The sequence below is a fragment of the Streptomyces sp. BBFR25 genome (assembly GCF_044590125.1).
Taxonomy (GTDB): Bacteria; Actinomycetota; Actinomycetes; order Streptomycetales; family Streptomycetaceae; genus Streptomyces; species Streptomyces canus_D.
In genome coordinates, this window is record NZ_CP172447.1 from 1598653 (window position 1) to 1617422 (window position 18770).

18 protein-coding genes are annotated in these 18770 nt (G+C 73.8%); 7 read left to right on the forward strand and 11 right to left on the reverse strand.

What is annotated here, in order from left to right; translation table 11 throughout:
* Positions 1–10 precede the first annotated feature (10 nt).
* Positions 11–1201: an FAD-dependent monooxygenase gene (locus ACGH52_RS07155; protein WP_210976982.1), complete on the reverse strand. Its 1191-nt coding sequence runs from the start codon at positions 1199–1201 to the stop codon at positions 11–13.
* A 102-nt stretch (positions 1202–1303) separates the two neighbouring features.
* On the opposite strand from ACGH52_RS07155, the gene ACGH52_RS07160 reads away from it, so the two are divergent.
* The 3 genes from ACGH52_RS07160 to ACGH52_RS07170 all read left to right on the forward strand — a co-directional run bounded on the left by ACGH52_RS07160 (position 1304) and on the right by ACGH52_RS07170 (position 3076).
* Positions 1304–1924 (forward strand): TetR/AcrR family transcriptional regulator, encoded by a 621-nt coding sequence (locus ACGH52_RS07160; RefSeq protein ID WP_399938239.1) that lies wholly within the window; start codon positions 1304–1306, stop codon positions 1922–1924.
* Between the two features lie 42 nt (positions 1925–1966).
* Positions 1967–2479, forward strand: coding sequence for a DinB family protein (locus ACGH52_RS07165; protein ID WP_076973343.1), 513 nt, complete (start codon positions 1967–1969; stop codon positions 2477–2479).
* 102 nt (positions 2480–2581) lie between these two features.
* Positions 2582–3076 carry a hypothetical protein gene (locus tag ACGH52_RS07170; RefSeq protein WP_076973344.1) on the forward strand — a complete coding sequence of 165 codons (495 nt, stop codon included), beginning with the start codon at positions 2582–2584 and terminating at the stop codon, positions 3074–3076.
* 40 nt (positions 3077–3116) lie between these two features.
* On the opposite strand, the gene ACGH52_RS07175 is transcribed toward ACGH52_RS07170, so the two are convergent.
* The 5 genes from ACGH52_RS07175 to fabG form a co-directional block, all read right to left on the reverse strand.
* Positions 3117–3659 (reverse strand): hypothetical protein, encoded by a 543-nt coding sequence (locus ACGH52_RS07175; RefSeq protein ID WP_076973345.1) that lies wholly within the window; start codon positions 3657–3659, stop codon positions 3117–3119.
* Between the two features lie 84 nt (positions 3660–3743).
* Positions 3744–4427, reverse strand: a complete 684-nt coding sequence (gene ung / locus ACGH52_RS07180; RefSeq protein WP_210976981.1) for a uracil-DNA glycosylase — start codon at positions 4425–4427, stop codon at positions 3744–3746.
* A 72-nt stretch (positions 4428–4499) separates the two neighbouring features.
* Positions 4500–6086 carry an ABC transporter substrate-binding protein gene (locus tag ACGH52_RS07185; RefSeq protein ID WP_210976980.1) on the reverse strand — a complete coding sequence of 529 codons (1587 nt, stop codon included), beginning with the start codon at positions 6084–6086 and terminating at the stop codon, positions 4500–4502.
* 208 nt (positions 6087–6294) lie between these two features.
* Positions 6295–7056: an SDR family oxidoreductase gene (locus ACGH52_RS07190; RefSeq protein WP_059297696.1), complete on the reverse strand. Its 762-nt coding sequence runs from the start codon at positions 7054–7056 to the stop codon at positions 6295–6297.
* 43 nt (positions 7057–7099) lie between these two features.
* On the reverse strand, positions 7100–7861 hold the full coding sequence (gene fabG / locus ACGH52_RS07195) for a 3-oxoacyl-ACP reductase FabG (protein ID WP_059297697.1): 762 nt from the start codon (positions 7859–7861) through the stop codon (positions 7100–7102).
* 266 nt (positions 7862–8127) lie between these two features.
* Between fabG and ACGH52_RS07200 the strand changes: the two genes are divergently transcribed.
* Positions 8128–8898, forward strand: a complete 771-nt coding sequence (locus ACGH52_RS07200) for a hypothetical protein (protein WP_399938243.1) — start codon at positions 8128–8130, stop codon at positions 8896–8898.
* A 48-nt stretch (positions 8899–8946) separates the two neighbouring features.
* Here the strand turns inward: ACGH52_RS07200 and ACGH52_RS07205 are convergent, their stop codons facing one another.
* Positions 8947–9330 (reverse strand): DUF3037 domain-containing protein, encoded by a 384-nt coding sequence (locus ACGH52_RS07205; RefSeq protein WP_399938244.1) that lies wholly within the window; start codon positions 9328–9330, stop codon positions 8947–8949.
* Complete coding sequence (locus ACGH52_RS07210; RefSeq protein WP_076973350.1) at positions 9327–10082, reverse strand: HipA family kinase; 756 nt, start codon at positions 10080–10082, stop codon at positions 9327–9329. Before ACGH52_RS07210 ends, ACGH52_RS07205 begins: the two co-directional genes overlap by 4 nt.
* Before the next feature lie 263 nt (positions 10083–10345).
* Between ACGH52_RS07210 and ACGH52_RS07215 the strand changes: the two genes are divergently transcribed.
* The gene (locus ACGH52_RS07215; RefSeq protein ID WP_399938246.1) at positions 10346–10918 is read left to right on the forward strand and encodes an ATP-binding protein; all 573 of its coding nucleotides are present in this window, start codon (positions 10346–10348) and stop codon (positions 10916–10918) included.
* 63 nt (positions 10919–10981) lie between these two features.
* A complete protein-coding gene (locus ACGH52_RS07220) occupies positions 10982–13708 on the forward strand; it encodes a LuxR C-terminal-related transcriptional regulator (RefSeq protein ID WP_399938248.1) in 2727 nt (908 codons plus the stop codon).
* A gap of 28 nt (positions 13709–13736) precedes the next feature.
* On the opposite strand, the gene ACGH52_RS07225 is transcribed toward ACGH52_RS07220, so the two are convergent.
* Entirely contained in the window at positions 13737–15149 is a 1413-nt protein-coding gene (locus ACGH52_RS07225; RefSeq protein WP_399938250.1) for an aminopeptidase P family protein, read from the reverse strand.
* A 172-nt stretch (positions 15150–15321) separates the two neighbouring features.
* Between ACGH52_RS07225 and ACGH52_RS07230 the strand changes: the two genes are divergently transcribed.
* Positions 15322–16305, forward strand: coding sequence for a helix-turn-helix transcriptional regulator (locus ACGH52_RS07230; protein ID WP_171987044.1), 984 nt, complete (start codon positions 15322–15324; stop codon positions 16303–16305).
* Between the two features lie 56 nt (positions 16306–16361).
* On the opposite strand, the gene ACGH52_RS07235 is transcribed toward ACGH52_RS07230, so the two are convergent.
* The gene (locus ACGH52_RS07235; RefSeq protein ID WP_076973354.1) at positions 16362–16910 is read right to left on the reverse strand and encodes a hypothetical protein; all 549 of its coding nucleotides are present in this window, start codon (positions 16908–16910) and stop codon (positions 16362–16364) included.
* Positions 16911–16953: 43 nt separating this feature from the next.
* Complete coding sequence (locus ACGH52_RS07240) at positions 16954–18561, reverse strand: S8 family peptidase (RefSeq protein ID WP_399938253.1); 1608 nt, start codon at positions 18559–18561, stop codon at positions 16954–16956.
* Positions 18562–18770: the final 209 nt, after the last annotated feature.

Sequence of the window (18770 nt, forward strand, 5' to 3'; positions counted from 1 at the left end):
ATGTGCTCCTCTAACGCTCGTAACGCTCGCCGACCTGGGTCCGCCGGGAAGCATACGGGGGCCGTGGGGGCCGCCAGTCGGCGATGCCGTCGAAGCCGCGCAGGAAGAGGGCCGGTCCGGTCTTGGACAGGGCGGCGATCACGACGTCGCGGACGGCGATCCCGGCCCGGTTGCTCATCAGGTTGAGGCGGGCGACCCTGACGGCCTGCCGGGCGATCGCGGTGGTGCGGGGCAGCCGGGCGGCCGTGTAGGCGGCGAGGTCCCCGCTGTGGTGGGCGAGCACGACCGCGTCCTCGATGGCCTGGTTGCCGCCCTGGCCGAGGTTGGGCGGCATGGCGTGGGCGGCGTCCCCGAGCAGGGCGACCCGGCCGCGGTGGTAGGCCGGCAGCGGTTCGGCGATGTGGTGCACGTCGTGGCGCAGGACGTCCTCGGAGCGGGCGGCGGCGAGGACGGCGGGGATCGGGTCGTGCCAGTCGCCGTAGCGGTGCAGCAGTTCGGCCCGCTCGTCGGCCGCGTGCCCTCCGGCCGGGGCGACCGCGGCGGCGTAGGCGTAGACCCGGCCGTCCTTGAGCGGGTGCGTGCCCCAGATACGGCCCCGGCCCCAGGTCTCGTGGGAGGCGAACTCGGCGCCAGGGACGGGGATCACGACCCGCCAGGTGGTGAACCCGGAGTAGACGGTGCCCGGGTGGTCCGGGAAGAGCGCGCGGCGCACGCCGGAGTGGATGCCGTCGGCCGCGACGACCAGGTCGGCCTCCAGTTCGCCGTCCGGGGTGCGGACGGTGGCCGGACGGTCGCGGCCCCCGGGGTCGGCCACCGTCGCGTCGGCGGCCGTGCGGACGGCGTCCGGCGGCAGCAGCCGGGCGAGGCTCTCGATGAGCGTGGTCCGGTGCAGCAGCACCAGCGGACCGCCGAAGCGTGCCGCCGCCGCCTCGGCGCTGGACCGGGAGAGCCAGCGGCCGCCGGGGGTGCGCAGTCCCCCGTCGCCCTGCCAGGCGGCGAGGTCGCGGATCTCCTCGCCGAGGCCGATCACGTCCAGGGCGCGCAGGGCGTTGGGCGACAGCGAGATGGCCGCGCCGATCGGGCGGAGCGAGGGCGCGCGCTCCAGGACGGTGACCCGCAGGCCGCTGAGGTGCAGGGCGGCCGCCGCGGTCAGGCCGCCGATGCCGCCGCCGATCACGACGGCCGTCTTCATGCGTGTCATGACGTTCCTCGGCTCTCTTCTCGACCCATGGCTCACTACAGATGTAGTAGCACCTGCCGCCGACTGTACTACAGCCGTAGTGAGGCGGGTAGGTTGATCTCCATGTCCGCACACACCGCACCCCCCGGACCCTCGGCGGGCGCCTCCCGCGCCGACCTGGTCGCCGACGCCGCCCTGGCCCTGCTCGCCGAGCGCGGGATGCGCGGGCTCACGCACCGGGCGGTCGACGAGGCGGCCGCACTCCCCCAGGGCTCCACCTCCAACGTCGCGCGGACCCGGCAGGCGCTGCTGGAGCTGGCGGTGCGGCGGCTGGCCGACCGGGAGGCCCGGGTGCTGGCGCTGCACGAGCTGCCGGACCCGCGTGCGGGCCTCGCCGGCCTGGTGGACGCGCTGGCGCTGGCGACGCACCGCGCCCTGACCCGCAACCGCGCGCTGACGCTGGCCCGGTACGAACTGGCGCTGGAGGCCACCCGCCGCCCCGAGCTGCGGGCGCACTTCGACACGGCGGGCGCCCGCTTCCGGGAGCAGCTGGGCGCCCTCGTCACCGCGATGGGCTCGGCCGACCCGGCCCGGCACGTGCTCTCGCTGGTCGCCTGGGCGGACGGCCTGATGTTCAGCTGTGTGGCCGGGACCTTCCACGCCGAGGTGCCGAGCCTCCAGGAGGTGCGGTCGGGGCTGCGGGAACTCCTCGGGGGAATGCTGGGCGGCGGTTCGGACAGCTGAAAAGCCCTGGTGGGACCGTCCGTTGTGGGCGAGGATGCCAGGATGACGACCGAACGCCGTGAACCACCCGTCGACGCCGACGAACGCACGATGCTGGAGGGCTGGCTCGAGTACCACCGGCAGACCCTGGCCTGGAAGTGCGAGGGGCTCACCGACGAGCAGCTGAGGACGGCCGCCGTGGCACCGTCGACACTGTCCCTGATGGGACTGGTCCGGCACATGGCGGAGGTGGAGCGCAGCTGGTACCGCAGGGTGCTGGCGGCCGAGGACGCGGGCCCGATCTACTACTCCGACGAGGACCCGGAAGGCGAGTTCCGGCTCACCGAGTCGGACACCTTCGCGCAGGCCCACGCCACCTGGCAGGCCGAGATCGAGGCGGCCCGGCGCAACGCGGCCGGCGTCCCGCTGGACGAACCGACCCGGGGCAGGCACCTGCGCACCGGCGAGCGCTACACGCTGCGCTGGATCCACACCCACATGATCGAGGAGTACGCCCGTCACAACGGGCACGCGGACCTGATCCGCGAGCGCCTGGACGGGGCCACCGGCGACTGACGTCACCCCGGGCCGCCACGGGACTCCGTACGGGGCCGGAGATCACCCGTGCGGGGCAACCTCCGCCCGTCCGGCGCCGGTCGGGGTGCCCGGACCAGCAGAGTGGCGCGGGTGCATCGAACGACGACCACCGCAACGCTTCTGGTGACCGTGGCTGTCTCGGCCCTGACCGGCTGTACGACGGTCAGGGGCCCGGCCCCGGCCGACCCGTCGGCGCCCGGGGCCCGCTCGTCCGCGCCGCGCCCGGACGGCCCGGCCGAGCCCCGGGTCGTCCAGGCCCCGGCCCGGGAGGCGCTGGAGATGATCGGCCCCTCCCCGAGCCCGGAGCGCACCGGGGAACCGCGCCGCACGCGGCCCCCGGCGGCGCCGCACCGTCCCCCGGCCACCCGCGCCCCCGAACCGCGGCCGGCCCGCCCGGCGCCACCGGCACACACCCGTGCGCCCGAGCCCTCCCGGCCCCGGGTGCCGGACCTGCCCCCCGTGTCCGGCGACGGCACCGGCGGAAAGGCGGACGTGTGCTCCCTCGGCAAGCAGTACGGCGGTTGGCGGCCCGGCAGCCCCGAGGCCCGCATCTGCGAGCAGGCCTACGGCCACTGAGCCCGACCCCACGCCGCACCGGAACGGGCCGAGGCCGGGGCTAGGGCCGCTGCCGCGGCGGTCGGCCCCACTCGCCGGGCCGGTCGGGTCCGTCGGTGCCCCGGGCCGTGCGGTCCAGGCGCAGTTCCAGTCGGTCGATCGAGGCGCGTACGCCCTCTCCGTAGCGCCCGGGCGCGAGGGACTCGGCCGCGGCGCGGGCACGCCCGAGGTGCAGCCGGGCTGCCTCGCGGTGACCGAGCCGGTCGTAGTCCGCCGCCACGTTCAGGTGGAGGGAGGGGTACAGGGCCCGGGCGGCGGGCGTGCCCTCGTGCCGGTCGGCGGACAGGTCCTGCGTCAGCTCCTCGGCGGCGGACAGCGCCCGCAGGTCCCAGGCCAGCTCCTCCTCGGGGTCGTCCTGGGTGTCGGCCAGGTAGTGGGCCAGCGTGCAGCGGTGCAGGGCGTCGCCGTGCTCGCCGATCTCCGCCCACAGGCCGAGGAAGCGGTGCCGGGCCTCCTCACGGTCGCCCGCGTGGTGCAGCATGGCGACCTGGCCGATCCGCGTCAGCACGGCGTCCGGCGCCGCCTGCTCCTGTCCCTTCGCCACCGCGTCCTCCGTGCCCTCGTCGGCTGTCCCGACGACGCTAACCGCACGCACCCGCTTTGCCCGTCAGGCGGCACCGGGCCCGGCTCAGCCCAGGCTCGGGATGGTCCAGTCGATCGGCTCGTGGCCCTGCCCGGCGACCGCCTCGTTGATCTGCGTGAAGGGGCGGGAGCCGAAGAACTTCTTCGCGGACAGCGGGGAGGGGTGCGCCCCCTTGACCACGACGTGCCGCGTCTCGTCGATCAGCGACAGCTTCTTCTGCGCGTAGTTGCCCCACAGCACGAACACCGCCGGGTCGCTCCGGTCGGCCACCGCGCGGATCACCGCGTCGGTGAACAGCTCCCAGCCGCGGGACTTGTGCGAGTTCGCCTCACCGGCCCGGACCGTGAGCACCGCGTTGAGCAGCAGGACGCCCTGCTGCGCCCACGGCATCAGATAGCCGTTGTCCGGGATCGGGGTGTCCAGCTCCGCGTGCATCTCCTTGTAGATGTTGCGCAGGGACGGCGGGACCTTCACGCCGGGCCGGACCGAGAAGCACAGCCCGTGCCCCTGTCCCTCGCCGTGGTACGGGTCCTGGCCGAGGACCAGCACCTTCACCCGGTCGAACGGCGTGGCCTCCAGCGCGGCGAAGACCTCCTCGCGCGGCGGGTAGACGGGGCCGTTCGCCCGCTCCTCCTCGACGAACTCCATCAGCTCCTTGAAGTAGGGCTGTTGCAGCTCGCCGCCCAGCACCTCGCGCCAGGACTCGGGCAGCATGGCGATGTCGGTCACGTCGGCTTCCTTACGCTGTGCGGTCGCTTCCACTGCCCAAGAACCTACCGCCGACCACTGACAACGCGGGCCCTACCAGCTCGTCTTCCGTTCGAGCTGCCACATCATCATGATCGTCGACGGGTCCAGGGCCTGCTCCGCCCCCGAGATGTCCGTGCTGGCGGCCACGTACTGCTTGCCCTGCCACAGCGGCAGCAGCCGTGCGTCGTCCACCATGATCTGCTGCGCCAGCTCGAACTCCCGCTCCACGTTGGCGCGGTCGCTCTCCCGGCGCGAGCGCGGCAGCAGCTTGCCGGTGATCTCCGGTGTGAGGTACGGCGTGCCGAGCGCGTTCTGCTCGCCGACGAAGGGTGCGATGAAGTTCTCCGCGTCCGGGAAGTCCGGGGACCAGCCCCGCCCGAACACCGGGTACTCGCCCTTCTGGTAGCCGGCGACGTACGTCTTCCAGGGGCGGCTCTTGAGGGTGACCTTGAACAGGCCGGAGGCGTCGAGCTGGCGCTTGATCTCCTCGAACTCCTTGGCCGTCTCGGAGCCGTAGCGGTCGGTGGTGTACCAGAGGGTGAGCGGGACCGGGTCGGTGATACCGGCGTCCTCGAGTGTCTCGCGGGCCTTGGGCACGTTCGGGTCGCCGTACTCGTCGAAGAAGCCCGTGGTGTGACCGGTGAGGCCCTTGGGGACCATCGAGTACAGCGGGTCGACGGTGTCCTGGTGGATCTTGTGGGCGATCACCGTCCGGTCGATCACCTGGGCGACGGCCTGGCGCACCTCCTTGCGTCCCGCCCACGGGTCCTCGGGGTTGAAGACGAGGTAGCTGATCTCCGTACCGCTGCCCTCGACCAACTGGAGGTTCTCCTCCTTGCCCTCCTGGCCCTGGAGCGTGACGACGTCGTCGGCGGCGAGGCCGCGGTAGGTCACCTGGATGTCCCCGTCGCGCAGCGCCTTCACCATGCCGGCGGAGTCCTTGAAGTAGCGGATGGTCACCGCCTTGTTGTGCCGTTCGGCGAAGCCCTCGTAGCGGTCGTTGCGCACGAGTTCGGCCCGTTCGCCGTCCTCGTACGTCTGGAGGGTGTACGGGCCGGAGCCCACGACGCCGTCGCCTTCGCGCAGGGCGTCCGCGGGGTAGCCGCCGGGGGCGACGATCGACATGGCGGGCGTGGCGAGCACGAACGGGAAGGTGGCGTCGGGCTTGTTGAGGTGGAAGACCACCTCGCGCTCGCTCGGCGCCTGGACCCGTTCGAGACTGCCGAGCAGGCCGGCCGGACCACCGTTGACGTTGATGTCCTTGATCCGATCGATCGAGTACTTGACGGCCCGGGCGTCGAGCCGGTCGCCGTTGGAGAAGGTCAGGCCCTCGCGCAGTTCGCAGCGGTACACCTGGTTGGTGCTGTCGGTGAACGAGCACTGCTCGGCGGCGTCGGGCTGGGGCGCGGTGGCCCCGCTGGGGTAACTGAGGAGCGTCTGGTAGATGTTCCGGAACAGCTCCCAGGAGCCGTCCCAGGACGCGGCCGGATCGAGGGTGCTGGGGGCGCTGGTGGTCCCCACGACGATCGGCCCCTCGTCCTGCGAGCTGTCGGACGACAGGATGCCGCATCCGGTGACCAGTGACGATATGGACACGATGGCCGCGACCCGCCGCAGGCCTCGCTTCCGGTTGAACACGCGCACGCTCCTCGATCCGCCGTACCAAGGTCGGCAGACCATACCGCAGCGCCCGGCCCCCTGAACCCCCTTCTGAACAGGGGTTTTGATCATTTGAGGATGACTACGTTGTCATCGTGCGCGGGGCTCCGATACGCGGACACGGGCGCCGTTCGCGTCGACGGCGCCCGTGTCCGGGATCGGTCTGGAGGGGTCCTCGTGGGCGAGATCAGGCCACGCCGGCGTTCAGGAAGATGCCGCCGTCGACGACGAGCGTCTGGCCGGTGACCCAGGCGGACTGCTCCGAGGTGAGGAACGCGGCGGCGCCGCCGATGTCCGAGGGCACGCCGAGCCGGCCCAGCGGGTAACCCGCGGCGGCCTCCTCCTCGCGGCCCTCGTACAGGGCCGCGGCGAACTTGGTCTTCACGACCGCCGGGGCGATCGCGTTGACCCGCACCTTGGGCGCGAACTCGTGCGCCAGCTGCGCGGTGAGGTTGATCAGCGCGGCCTTGCTGACGCCGTACGCGGCGATGAAGGGCGAGGGCGAGAGGCCCGCCACGGAGGCGATGTTGACGATCGCGCCGCCGTTGTCCTTCTGCCAGGCGTGCCAGGTGCGCTGGGCGAAGCCGAGCGCCGAGATCACGTTGGTCTCGAAGACCTTGCGCGCGACGTTCAGGTCGAGATCGGCGATCGGGCCGAACACCGGGTTGGTACCGGCGTTGTTGACCAGGAAGTCGACGCGGCCGAAGGCCTCCATCACGCGCTCGACGGCGACGGCCTGGTGGGCCTCGTCGTGCGCCTTGCCCGCGACGCCGATGACCCGGTCGGAGCCGAGCTTCTCAACGGCTTCCTTCAGCGCGTCCTCGTTGCGGCCGGTGATGCAGACCCGGTCGCCGCGCGCGACGAGGGCCTCGGCGACGCCGTAGCCGATGCCGCGGCTGGCGCCGGTGACGAGCGCGACCTTGCCGGAGAGGGCGGGGAGTTCAGTCATGTCAGTGGTCCCTAATCCCAGTGTTCCCTAGTCTCCGCGCGCCCTAGTCGAGCGGTCCGCCGGCCACGTACAGCACCTGGCCGGAGACGAAGCCGGCGGCCTCGCCGGTGAAGAAGGCGATGGCGTTGGCGATGTCGTCGGGCTCGCCGACGCGCGCGACCGGGATCTGGGTGGCGGCGGCGGCCTTGAAGTCGTCGAAGCCCATGCCGACGCGGTCGGCGGTGGCCTTGGTCATCTCGGTGGCGATGAAGCCGGGGGCGACGGCGTTGGCGGTGACGCCGAACTTGCCCAGTTCCTTGGCGAGGGTCTTGGTGAACCCCTGGAGACCGGCCTTGGCGGCGGAGTAGTTGACCTGGCCGCGGTTGCCGAGGGCGGAGGACGAGGACAGGTTGACGATGCGCCCGAACTTGGCGTCCACCATGTGCTTCTGGCAGGCCTTCGACATCAGGAAGGCACCGCGCAGGTGCACGTTCATGACGGTGTCCCAGTCGGAGACGCTCATCTTGAACAGCAGGTTGTCGCGCAGCACGCCCGCGTTGTTGACGAGGATGGTCGGCGCGCCCAGCTCCTCGGCGATCCGCGCGACGGCCGCCTCGACCTGCGCCTCGTCGGAGACGTCGCAGCCGACCGCGATCGCCTTGCCGCCGGCCGCGGTGATCTTCTCCACGGTGTCCTTGCAGGCGGCCTCGTCGAGGTCGATGACGGCGACGGCGCGGCCCTCGGCGGCCAGTCGTACGGCGGTGGCGGCGCCGATGCCGCGCGCGGCTCCGGTGACTACGGCGACCCGCTGCTCAGTGGTGGACATTCGCTGCTTCTCCTCGTCCTGGGGATGCGGCCCGTGCGGAGCGTGCGCCCTGGGGTGAGCGACCGCTTAGTACCTTCCGCAGACGTGACGCTAGAAGCCCTGGCACCCGGTGTCAACGGGACACCGGCCCGGTGTGATCCATTACCTGGCCTTCCCGGAGCGCCGCGCCGCCCCCCTCGCCCGATCGGCCCAGCGCTGCGGGCCGCCCGGCCGCCGGGCCCCTAGCGTCGAAGCGCGAGCCACTCGTGGCCGGAAAGGAGGCGTCCATGCGCCGTCGTACCGGTGCAGCAGGCATAGCCGTCGCGATCGCCGCGATCGTGCCGCTGGCCAACCCCGCACCCGCTCAGGACCTCGACTCGAACCTGGAGCCGGACTGCCGGAGCTTCACCTACCAGGAAGCGGTACCGATCGGGCTGGACGAGGATCCGGGCGTCCCGGACCCGTCGTGCCCCGACGAAGTGTCCGAAGACCCGTCCGCCGAGGCCCCGCCGGAAGAGGGCCGACTCGACGACGGCCGACTCGACGGAGGCGGAGTCGACGGGGGCGGAGTCGACGACGGGCGACTCGACGGGGGGCTGCCCGACGGAGGCGGAACGGGACAGGTCCGACCGGACGAGAACGGCCCCGGCTCAGGCGGACCGGGCCAGGACCGGCCCGACGAGGGCCGGATCGACCAGGACATGTCCGGGCAGTCGCACGCCACCGGACAGGGCCCCTTCGACCAGGGCCAGGGCGGGAAGAGGGAGATCCGGAACGACGACGGCGCGGGCGGCGCGGCCCGCTCGGACCGGGACCGGCTCCCGACCATCTCCGCCACCTCCGTGCCGCGTCCGGCCACCACGGCACCGGCCCCCGCCGTGACCACACCGGCGCCCGTGGCCTCCCCCGCCGCGACACCCACCCTCGGCACGCAGGGCGGCCTGGGCGGCGCCTCGGGCGCCGGGCCCAGCGACTGGGACCTCGGCATCGGCCTGAGCTTCGTCACCGGCGCCACGCTCGCCGCGGGTTACGTGATCAGGCGCCGCCGACGCGCCTGAGATCCGCCCCGGGCGGCACGTGCCCGGTCGTCCGGACGGGTCCCGCCCCTACCGCACCAGCAGGTCGAGGAGCCGTTCCGTCTCGGCCGCCGGATCGGCCGTCAGGCCGGTGTGGACGGGGCCCGGCTGGACGATGGTCGACCGGGGCGCGATCAGCCAGCGGAACCGGCGGCCGGGGTCGTCCTCGGCCGCCTGGCCCGCCGCGTCCCCTCCGGCGCACACGCCCTCCACGGCGCGCAGCGCCGCGCGCACCCCGGGCAGGTCCACCCGCGGGTCCAGGGCCAGCAGCCGGTTCTCGTCGAGGTGGGTGCGGGCACCGACGTAGGACTTGGCGCGGCAGTAGACGAGGACTCCGGCGTTGACGCACTCCCCGCGCTCGACGCGCGGTACGACGCGCAGCAGCGCGTACTCGAAGACGTGGCGGTCGCTCACCGCACCCCCTTGACGCGTTCGTGGATGGTGGCGGCCCGCGCGAGCAGGGGTCCGGCGTAGGCCCTGCGGAGGTCGTCGGGGGTGGCGAAGCCGGGTTCGTCGCGCAGCCAGACGTCCGGGATCTCGGCGGTGACCTCGGCGAGGAGATCCTCGGTGACCAGCGGCGCGAGTGCGGCGGCGGCCGAGCGGACGTCCGGCGCGAAGCGCGCGAGGGCGTGGTCGGCGGCGTCGTAGGGGCGGGCGGCGGAGGTCTCGGCGCCGGGCCAGTTGTGGTGCCAGATCATGGTGGCGCCGTGGTCGATGAGCCACGTCTCGCCGCCCAGGCGCAGCAGGTTGGGGTTGCGCCAGGAGCGGTCGACGTTGTTGACCAGCGCGTCGAACCAGACGATGCGCCCGGCCTCCTCGGCGCTCACCTCGAAGGCGAGCGGGTCGAAGCCGAGCGCGCCGGAGAGGAAGTCCATGCCGAGGTTGGTGCCGCCGCTGGACTTGAGCAGTTCCTGCACCTGCTGGTCGGGTTCGCCGAGCCCGAGCACCGGATCGAGGTCGACGGTCACCAGCCGCGGCACCCGGAAACCCAGCCTGCGGGCCAGCTCGCCGCAGACCACCTCGGCGACGAGCGTCTTGCGGCCCTGGCCCGCGCCGGTGAACTTCAGGACGTAGGTCCCGAGGTCGTCGGCCTCGACGAGTCCCGGCAGCGAGCCGCCCTCACGCAGCGGCGTGATGTAGCGGGTCGCGAGGACCTCTCTCAACACTTGTGCGGGCCACCCGTCTCTTCAGCCTTGCCCGTCCCCGCGGGGAGACTTCCCCCCGGGCATGGGGTGAGCATAGTGACCGCGGGTGACCGTCGGCGAGACGGGCCCGGGCCGACGTCCTCCGGAACGCTTTTCTTACGTATCCGTAGCGCCCGTGCCCGGATGTACGTGTGGCGGCCGCGGTCCCTAGGTTGCCGACATCGGCCGGCCACGCCCGCACGCGTGCCTCCCCTTCCCGCCGTTCATCGCACCAGGAGCCTGCCTTGGCCAACTCGGTCTTCGATCCGTGTCCCGCGGCGTCCAGGACGGCGTCCTTCCTCCTCCCCGCGGTGCCCTCGGCCGTCCGCGAGGGCCGCCACCGCGTCCGTACGGCACTGCTCTCCTGGGGCCTACGTCTCGACGACGACTCCGCCTGGTCACTCACCGTGGTCTGCGGCGAGTTGCTCGCCCGCGCGGTACGGCGGGCGGCCGGACGACCGGAGGGTCGGCTCGCGGTGGGCGTCGACGTGGAGGGCGACCAGCTCATCGTCGACGTGCTCGGCGGCGCCCCGCCGCCCGCCGGTGTCCGTACCGCGCACCCCGACACCCACGACGAGGACGGCTGGGGTCTCGCCCTGGTCGACGCCCACTGCACGGCGCACGGCACCGAACGCACGCCTGCCGGGCCGCGGTTCTGGGCCGTCGTCACGCTTCCCGGCGGGGTGCTCCCCGCCGCGTCGTCGGACCTGGAACGGCTGGGGAGCACGCGGTGGGTGGTGGAGCCCGCGGGAGCGGCCCTTGCCGCGGTGGGAAGCGGCGTGGTCAGGATGGGGAAGGAGAACGTCCCGTTCGCCTAGGACGCCCACTCGCGGTGGCGTGTCCTCGGCCGCGCGGGCCGACGGAAAGCGATGGTCGACGACATGGCCGCTGTGCGACGGTCCCCCTGGCTGGCCCCCTTGCGTCAGGCGCTCGGAGGGAGCGGCTCGGTCCTCGTTCTCGTGGAGGGTTGCGCGGGCCTGGGGAAGAGCCGTGCGCTGCATGGCCTGAGCTGCCTGCCGGAGGCCGCCGAGGCCCGTCGGACCCTGTGGCGGTGCGGTGCGGCGCAGGAGCGGCCGGAGACGGCTCCCGGCCCCGCCCTGCTGCTGGTGGACGACGCGCACCGGGCCACGCCGCAGGAGAGGGAGTGGCTGCGCGGGCTTCTGGAACGGCCGTGGGAGGGGCTGGCGGCCGTGGTGGCCTACCGTCCCGAGGAGTTGGGCGCCGGCGGTCTGCCGCTGGGCGCGCCGGCCGTCTCCTACCCTCCCGGTCTCGCGGTCTTCCGGCACCGGTTGCGCGCCTGGAGCGTGGACCGGGTGCGCCGGGCCGCCTCGGAGGTCCTCGGCGAGCGGGCGACGCACGAGGCCGTCGCCAGGCTGTACGCGTGTTCCGGCGGGGTGCCGCAGGTCGTGGCCGACCTGCTCGGCACACTGCGCGCGGGGTCGGGCTCCCGGTGCACGGCCGCCGACGTGGACGCGGCCGGTGTGCCGGTCAGGCTGGCCGAACTGGTGCTGAGCCGTACCGAGGCGCTGGCCGCCGGGGACCGGACCGTCGTGTGGGCGGCCGCGGTGCTGGGCGAGCCGGCGGGGCGGGACGAACTGCTGTCCGTGGCGGGAATGGACCCGGAGCGGGGCCGTGCGGCGCTGCTCGCTGCCCTGGCAGGAGCGGCGCTGTCGGAGGTGTCGCGGGGACCGCTGGGACGCTACGGCTTCTCCGTGCCGCTCGCGGCGACGGCCGTGCGCGAGCGGGTGCCCGGGCCGGTCCGCGAGGAGCTGCACGGGCGGGCGGCGCGGGTGCTCGCCCGCCGACGGCCGGTGCCGTGGGCGGAGGTGGCCCGGCACCGCGGGGCCGCGGGGCGGCGCAAGGGCTGGCTCAAGGCGGTGGAGAAGGCCGCCCTGGCGGCGGTCGAGGAGGGACGTCACCAGGAGGCGATCGGTCTCCTGGAACGGACGCTCGCGGTGCGCGAGGTACCGGCGCGGTACCGGGCCCGGCTGGCGCCGCTGCTGGCCCGCAGCGCCGTCGTCGGGCTCCGCTCGGACCAGACGGTGGAGGTGCTCACCCAGGCCGTCCGCGACCCCGGTCTGCCGGTGGACGTCCGGGGTCAACTGCGGCTGGACCTGGGCCTGATGCTGGCCAACCAGGTCGGGGACCTCGCCGCCGGGATGCGCGAGCTGGAGGCGGCGGTCGACGAGCTGGGCGAGGTCCGTCCGGTGCTCACCTCACGGGCGATGGTGGCGCTGGCCATGCCGGAGTGGCCGACGGGGACGCTGGCGGGGCACCGGGAGTGGCTGCGCAGGGCCGCCGAGCTCGCCCGTGCCGGTGACAGCGAGGTCGCGCGGGCGGCCGTCGCCGCCAACCACGCCTCGTTGGCCGTCGCCTGCGGTGATCCGCAGGCCCGGGAGCTGGTGGCGGCCCTGCCCGTCGACGGTCCGCGGGCCGGCTGCCGGGAGCACGCGGCGCGGGGGCTGTGCAACGCCGCGGACGCCGCGCTCTGGCGGGGTTCGTACCAGTGGGGCGAGGAGCTGCTGTCGACGGGGCTGGACCTCTCGGCCCGCATCGGTGCCTCGTACACCGAGCAGACGGCGCAGGGCACCCGTCTGCTGCTGGACTGGTGGGCCGGGCGGTGGACCGGGCTGGGTGAGCGGTGCGAGCGGTTCGTCGCGGACACGGCCGACATGCCCGTGGTGGCGGCCGACGCCCATCTGGTGCGGGGCATGCTGGCCTTCACCCAGGGGGACTGGACGCAGGCCGTGCACTGGCTGACCGCGCTCGGGGCGCCCGCGCCGGAGTGCACGCGCATGCCGCTGGCGGCGGCCACGGCGGGCGCGCTGATCCGTCTCGCCCTGGTCCGCGACGACCTGGCGACCGCGGCGGAACAGGCCCGCGCGGCCTGGACGGCCGTCGCGGACAAGGGAATCTGGGCGTGGGCCGCGGAGCTGGCGCCCTGGGCGGTCGAGGCGGTGGCCCGGGCGGGGGACGCCGCGGCCGCCCGCCGGATGACCACGGAGTTCGTCCAGGGGCTGGCGGGACAGGACGCGCCGTCCGCCCGGGCCGCCGTCGCCTGGAGCCGGGCGGCGCTGGAGGAGTGCGAGGGCCGCCACCGGGAGGCAGCCGGTTCGTACCGTGAGGCCGCGGCCGCCTACCGGGAGCTGTCCCGCCCCTACGCCCGGGCCCTGACGACCGAGGGCGCGGCACGCTGCTCGCTCGCCCACGGCGCGGAGCACTCCGGTGCGCCCGACGAGGCGGCGGCCCGGGGCAGCGCGGACGGCGCCGCCGGGGACGACGACGGGCGGGCCCACGCCGTCGCGTCCTTGCGGCGCTGCGTCGAGCGGTACACGGAACTCGGCGCGGTCTACGACGCCGCCCGGGCCCGCACCCTGCTGCGCTCCCACCAGCCCCCGGAGGTGCGCCGGCCGGGCCGCCCCGCGTTCGACGACCGGCTCTCCCCCAGGGAGCGGGAGGTGGCGCAGCTCGCGGCCCGCGGACTGATGAACCGTGAGATCGCGGTGGTGCTGCACCTCTCGCCGCGCACGGTGGAACAGCATGTCGCCCGCGCGATACGCAAGACGGGTGCTCTGTCCCGCCGTGACCTCCTGCGCACGGCCCCCTGAGACCTGCCGCTTCGTCCGTGCCGCGGGCTCAGCCCGCGAAGCGGGCCATCCAGGCCTCGACCTCGTCCGCGCCGCGGGGCAGTCCCGCCGAGAGGTTCTCGTGGCCGTCGTCGGTGACGACCAGGTCGTCCTCGATCCGGACGCCGATGCCGCGCCACTCCTCGGGAACGGTCAGGTCGTCCGCCTGGAAGTACAGGCCCGGTTCGACGGTCAGGCACATGCCGGGCTCCAGCAGGCCGTCCACGTACTCCTCCGTGCGGGCCCGCGCGCAGTCGTGGACGTCCAGGCCCAGCATGTGACCGGTACCGGCCATGGTGAAGCGGCGCTGCAGACCCAGCTCGTACGCCCGCTCGACGGGGCCCTCGATGAAGCCCCACTCCACCAGCCGCGCCGTCAGGTGCCGCTGGGCCGCCTCGTGGAAGTCGCGGTACGCGGCGCCCGGTTTGACCGTCGCGATCCCGGCCTCCTGGGCCTCGTACACCGCGTCGTAGACCTCGCGCTGAAGCGGCGTGAAGGTGCCGCTGATCGGCAGGGTGCGGGTGACGTCGGCGGTGTAGAGGGAGCGCGTCTCCACACCCGCGTCCAGGAGCAGCAGGTCCCCCGGGCGGACCGGGCCGTCGTTGTCCGTCCAGTGCATGATCGTGGCGTGCTCGCCGGCGGCGCAGATCGTGCCGTAGCCGACCGCGTTGCCCTCCAGGCGCGCCCGGCGGAAGAAGGTGCCCTCCAGCCAGCGCTCCGAGGAGGCGACCGCCCGGGACAGCTCACCCACGACGTCGGTGAAGCCGCGCACCGTGGAGTCCACGGCCTTGCGCAGCTCCCCGAGTTCCCAGGCGTCCTTGACCAGGCGCAGGTCGCTGAGGGCGTCCTCCAGCTCGTCGTCCCGCTCGACGTCGGTGGTGACGGCCGCCTCCAGGGCCGGGTCGACACCGCGCACGATCCGGGTCGGCACGCCCTGGACGGCCGCCAGGTCGGCGGCAGCGGCGCGCACGTCGCGGCACGGCAGGCCGAGCACGCGCTCCGACTCGGCCAGCGAGCGGCGTCGGCCGGTCCACAGTTCGGCGTGGGCGCCGGTCCAGAACTCGTCGTTGTCCCGGCTGTCCCGGGGCAGTTGGTAGCAGTAGGCGTCGTGTCCGCCGTCCGCGCGGGGCTCGAGCACCAGGGCTCCGTCCCGGGCCTGGTCCCCGGTCATGTGCACGTAGCCGGAGTACGGGCGGAAGGGGTAGGTGTCGTCGTTCGAGCGGACCTTGAGGTTGCCCGAGGGGACCACCAGTCGTTCGCCGGGGAACCGCGCGGAGAGGGCCGCACGGCGCCGGGCCGCGTACGGGGCCTGTTCGGCGGGCGTGAGGTCGTGCCGCTCCGTGTCCGCCCAGCCCGTGCGCATCAGGGCGGACAGCTCCGCCGAGAGCTTCGGGTACAGGCTGTTCTTCCGACGGTTCGCCACGTCGTGCACCTTCTTCCGTTGGGCTGCCGGGGGGCCGGTACGCGGGCCCCGCCGCCGCGGGTCCGTGCCCGCGGCGGCACGGACGGTACCGCCCCGGGACGGGCTCCGGGGCCCAGGAGTGCCAGTGGCACCGATCGGCCACCACGGGACCGGTCGGGCCGATAATCGACTCATGGCGAACGAGAAACTCGGCGAGTCCCTCCGCGTACTGGGGCTCGACCCCACGGCCCGCCGGGTGTATCTGGCCCTCCTGGAGCTGTCCCCCGCGCCGCTGGCGGCGATCGGCGCGGCGACCGGCCTGAGCGGGGCCCGGCTCACCGCGGCGTACGCCACTCTGGCGGAGGCCGGTCTGGCCAGTGCCGCGGCCGGGGGCGGGGACATGGTGGCCCCGGTGCCGCCCGCGGCGGGCCTGGAGGTCCTCGCCCGGCACCGGGCGGCCGAGCTGGAGGAGTCGCGCGTCGCCGTCGGAGGCGCGTTCGAGTCGTTCCGGCGCCGACGGCTCGCCGCCTACAACGACGACCTCGTCGAAGTCGTCACCGGGGAGGACATCGGTCCGAGGATGCGTCAGGCGTGGGCCAGTGCCCGCGAGCAGATCCGGCAGTTCGAGTCCCCGCCCTACGTCCACCTGCCGGGCGCGACCGACGACGCCCTCGCGACGCTGGCCCGCGGGGTGACGCAGCGGGTCGTGTACGCCCGCGAGGCGCTGGAGCGGCCCGGCCAGCTGGAGCACGTCATCGAACCCTGCGTCGAGGCGGGTGAGCAGGCCAGGGTGCTGCCGTCGGTGCCGGTCAAGCTGCTGATCATCGACGAGGCGTACGCACTGGTGTCGTTGTCGATCAGGGACGTCGACGTGCACAACACCATGCTGGTGGTGCAGCCCTGCGGTCTGCTCTCCGCGCTGACGGCCCTGTTCGAGCAGACCTGGCGCGACGCCGTCCCGCTGCACGGTCTCGCGCCCCGTCCCGCCGGGCTCGCGCCGGCCGACCGGCGTCTGCTGCGGCTCCTGGCCGGCGGCGCGACCGACGAGGTGACCGCCCGCGAGCTGGGCATCAGCCGCCGTACGCTGTTCCGCCGCCTCCAGGTCCTCATGGCCCGCCTCGGTGCCGCGAACCGCTTCCAGCTGGCCCTGCAGGCGCAGCGCGCGGGCTGGCTGTGATCCCGCCCCGGCCGTGACCCCCGCCCGGTCCCGGACGGGGGTCGTCGACGCGGTCGTCAGCACATCTGCGTCTTCATGACGTCGTAGGCGCTGTTCCAGCTCGCGCAGCCCACGGCGCTGTGGTCGTACCAGTTGTGCCCGAACTCGTGCGCGGAGAGCAGGGCGAAGTCGCGCACCATGGTGGACAGGGCGATACGGCCGCCGTAGTTCCAGTTGCAGCCGACGGCGTTGGATATGCCGCAGCCCGCCACGTAGCCGTTGGTGCAGGAGACCGGGGTGCCGCTGGAGGCGGTGCGGACACCGCCTCCCCAGTAGTCGGCACCGGCGGTGATGGCGTTCTCGTAGCCCCGGCAGGAGGCGGTGATGTGGTAGTACCAGCTCGCCTGTGCGGCGCTCGCGGGCTGCTTCGGCGGCCGCGCGGTCGCCCGGTCCCCGGCCCGGTCGCCGGTGAGGGCGACGACCCCGGTCGCGGCGGTGGCCTCGGCCGACGCGGCGGGCACGGCGGGGGTGGTGGCCGACGTCTCGGCCGCCTCGGCGGTGAAGGGCAGGGCCGCCAGCAGGAGGGAGGCCAGGAGCGCTCCGGCGCCCCGTTTGAGCACGGACATGTCGGGTCCTTTCATGTGGGGGGGTGAGGAGGGCGGGCGGCGCTCAGAACTGGAGCGACCAGGCGTTGACGTAGCCGGTGTCGTTGACCCAGTTGTCGCTCACCCGGAGCTTCCAGGTGCCGTTCGCGGCCTTGCCGGAGGCGTCGACGGCGAACGTGCCCCGGACGTCGTCGGCGCCGTCGTTGGCGGCGTAGTCCTTCAGCCGGAAGACACCGCCGTCGGGGGCGACCAGCTCGACCCGGAGGTCGCCGCGGTAGGTGTGGCGGATGTCCACGGCGACGGAGAGGTCGGCCGGGGCGTTGCCGCTGGTGCCGGTGACCGTGAGGGGCGACTCGACGGTGGCCCCGTCCCGGATCGGGTGGTCGTCGGTGTTCTCGAACCGCTCGCCGTCCGGGGGCGGGGTGTCGCCGGTGCCGGTGAACAGCAGGCGGTTGGGGGACCCGTTGCGGGGGTCGGTGACCTTGCCGGACGTGGCGTCCGCGACGAGCCGGTCGCGAACCTGGGCGGGGGACCAGTCCGGGTGGGCGGACAGCAGGAGCGCGGCGGCACCGGCGACGTGCGGGGAGGCCATCGAGGTGCCGCTGTCGACGCGGGAGGCGGAGTCGCCCGCGTTGGAGGTGGAGACGATGTCGTCGCCGGGGGCGAAGATGTCCAGGCAGGAGCCGTAGTTGGAGCCCTGTCCGTTCGACCAGCCGGTGGCGCGGGCGTCACGGCTGTCGGTGGCACCGACGGTGACGGCCGCCGGGGTGGACGAGGGCGAGTACGAGCAGGCGTCGGCGTTGTTGTTGCCGGCCGCGACCACCCAGGTGACGCCGGAGGCGACGGAGGCGTCGACGGCGTCGTTGACGGACTGGGTCCGGCCGCCGCCGATGCTCATGTTGGCCACCGAGGGGCCGTCGGCGTTCCTGGTGACCCAGTCGATGCCCGCGAGCACCGGCGCCCAGGTGTTGCCCGAGGTGCCCTGGCAGTTGAGCACCCGGACGCTGACGAGCCGGACGTCCTTGGCGACGCCGTGGGCGGTGCCGCCGACGGTGCCCGCCACGTGGGTGCCGTGGCCCTGGCAGTCGGAGGCGTTGGAGTCGTCGTCGATGAAGTCGTAGCCGCTGACCGCGCGGCCGCCGAAGTCGCGGTGGCCGAGGCGGACTCCGGTGTCGACGACGTAGGCGGTGACGTCCGAGGCGCCATCGGGATAGGTGTAGGAACGGTCGACCGGCAGGTCGCGCTGGTCGACGCGGTCCAGGCCCCAGGAGGGCGGGTTGGGCTGGGTGCCGACCGCGTAGGCCACGGCGTCGGCCTCGACGCGGGCGACCGACGGGTCGGCGGCGAGTTCCTCGGCCCGCTGCTCCGTCATGTTCACCGCGAAGCCGCGCAGGGCGGTGGTGTAGGTGTAGCGCAGGCTGCCCCCGTGGCGCTTGGCCAGCGCCTTGGCGGAGGCCGGTATGTCGGCTCTGGGGACGTCGTTCTCGAGCGTGACGATGTAGGAGCCCTCGACCGCTCCGGCGCGGTCGGCACCGACGACGCGGCCCCCGTCGTCGGGCGGTACGGGGGCCGCTGCGCCGGTGGTGGCCGCGGCGCCTACGAGCAGGGCGGACGCGGCACCGGCGGCGAGCAGCCCCCGTACGGCACGGCCGTCGAACTTCATGCGTTCCATGAGCATCTCCGTGGGGTGTCGTGCGCATGACATGTCGGGGTTCGAGCCACCTTTCACGCCATCCACGCCTCCCGGGGCGCGGATCGGTGCGACGGTGTCTCGTGGAAGGGAACCTAGGCACCGGCCCGGCGCCCGCCTATCCGGGTGGCACCGGCACGTACACGCAAGTAATTACGGCGCACGGTACGGCTCGTGGAGTTCCACACGTG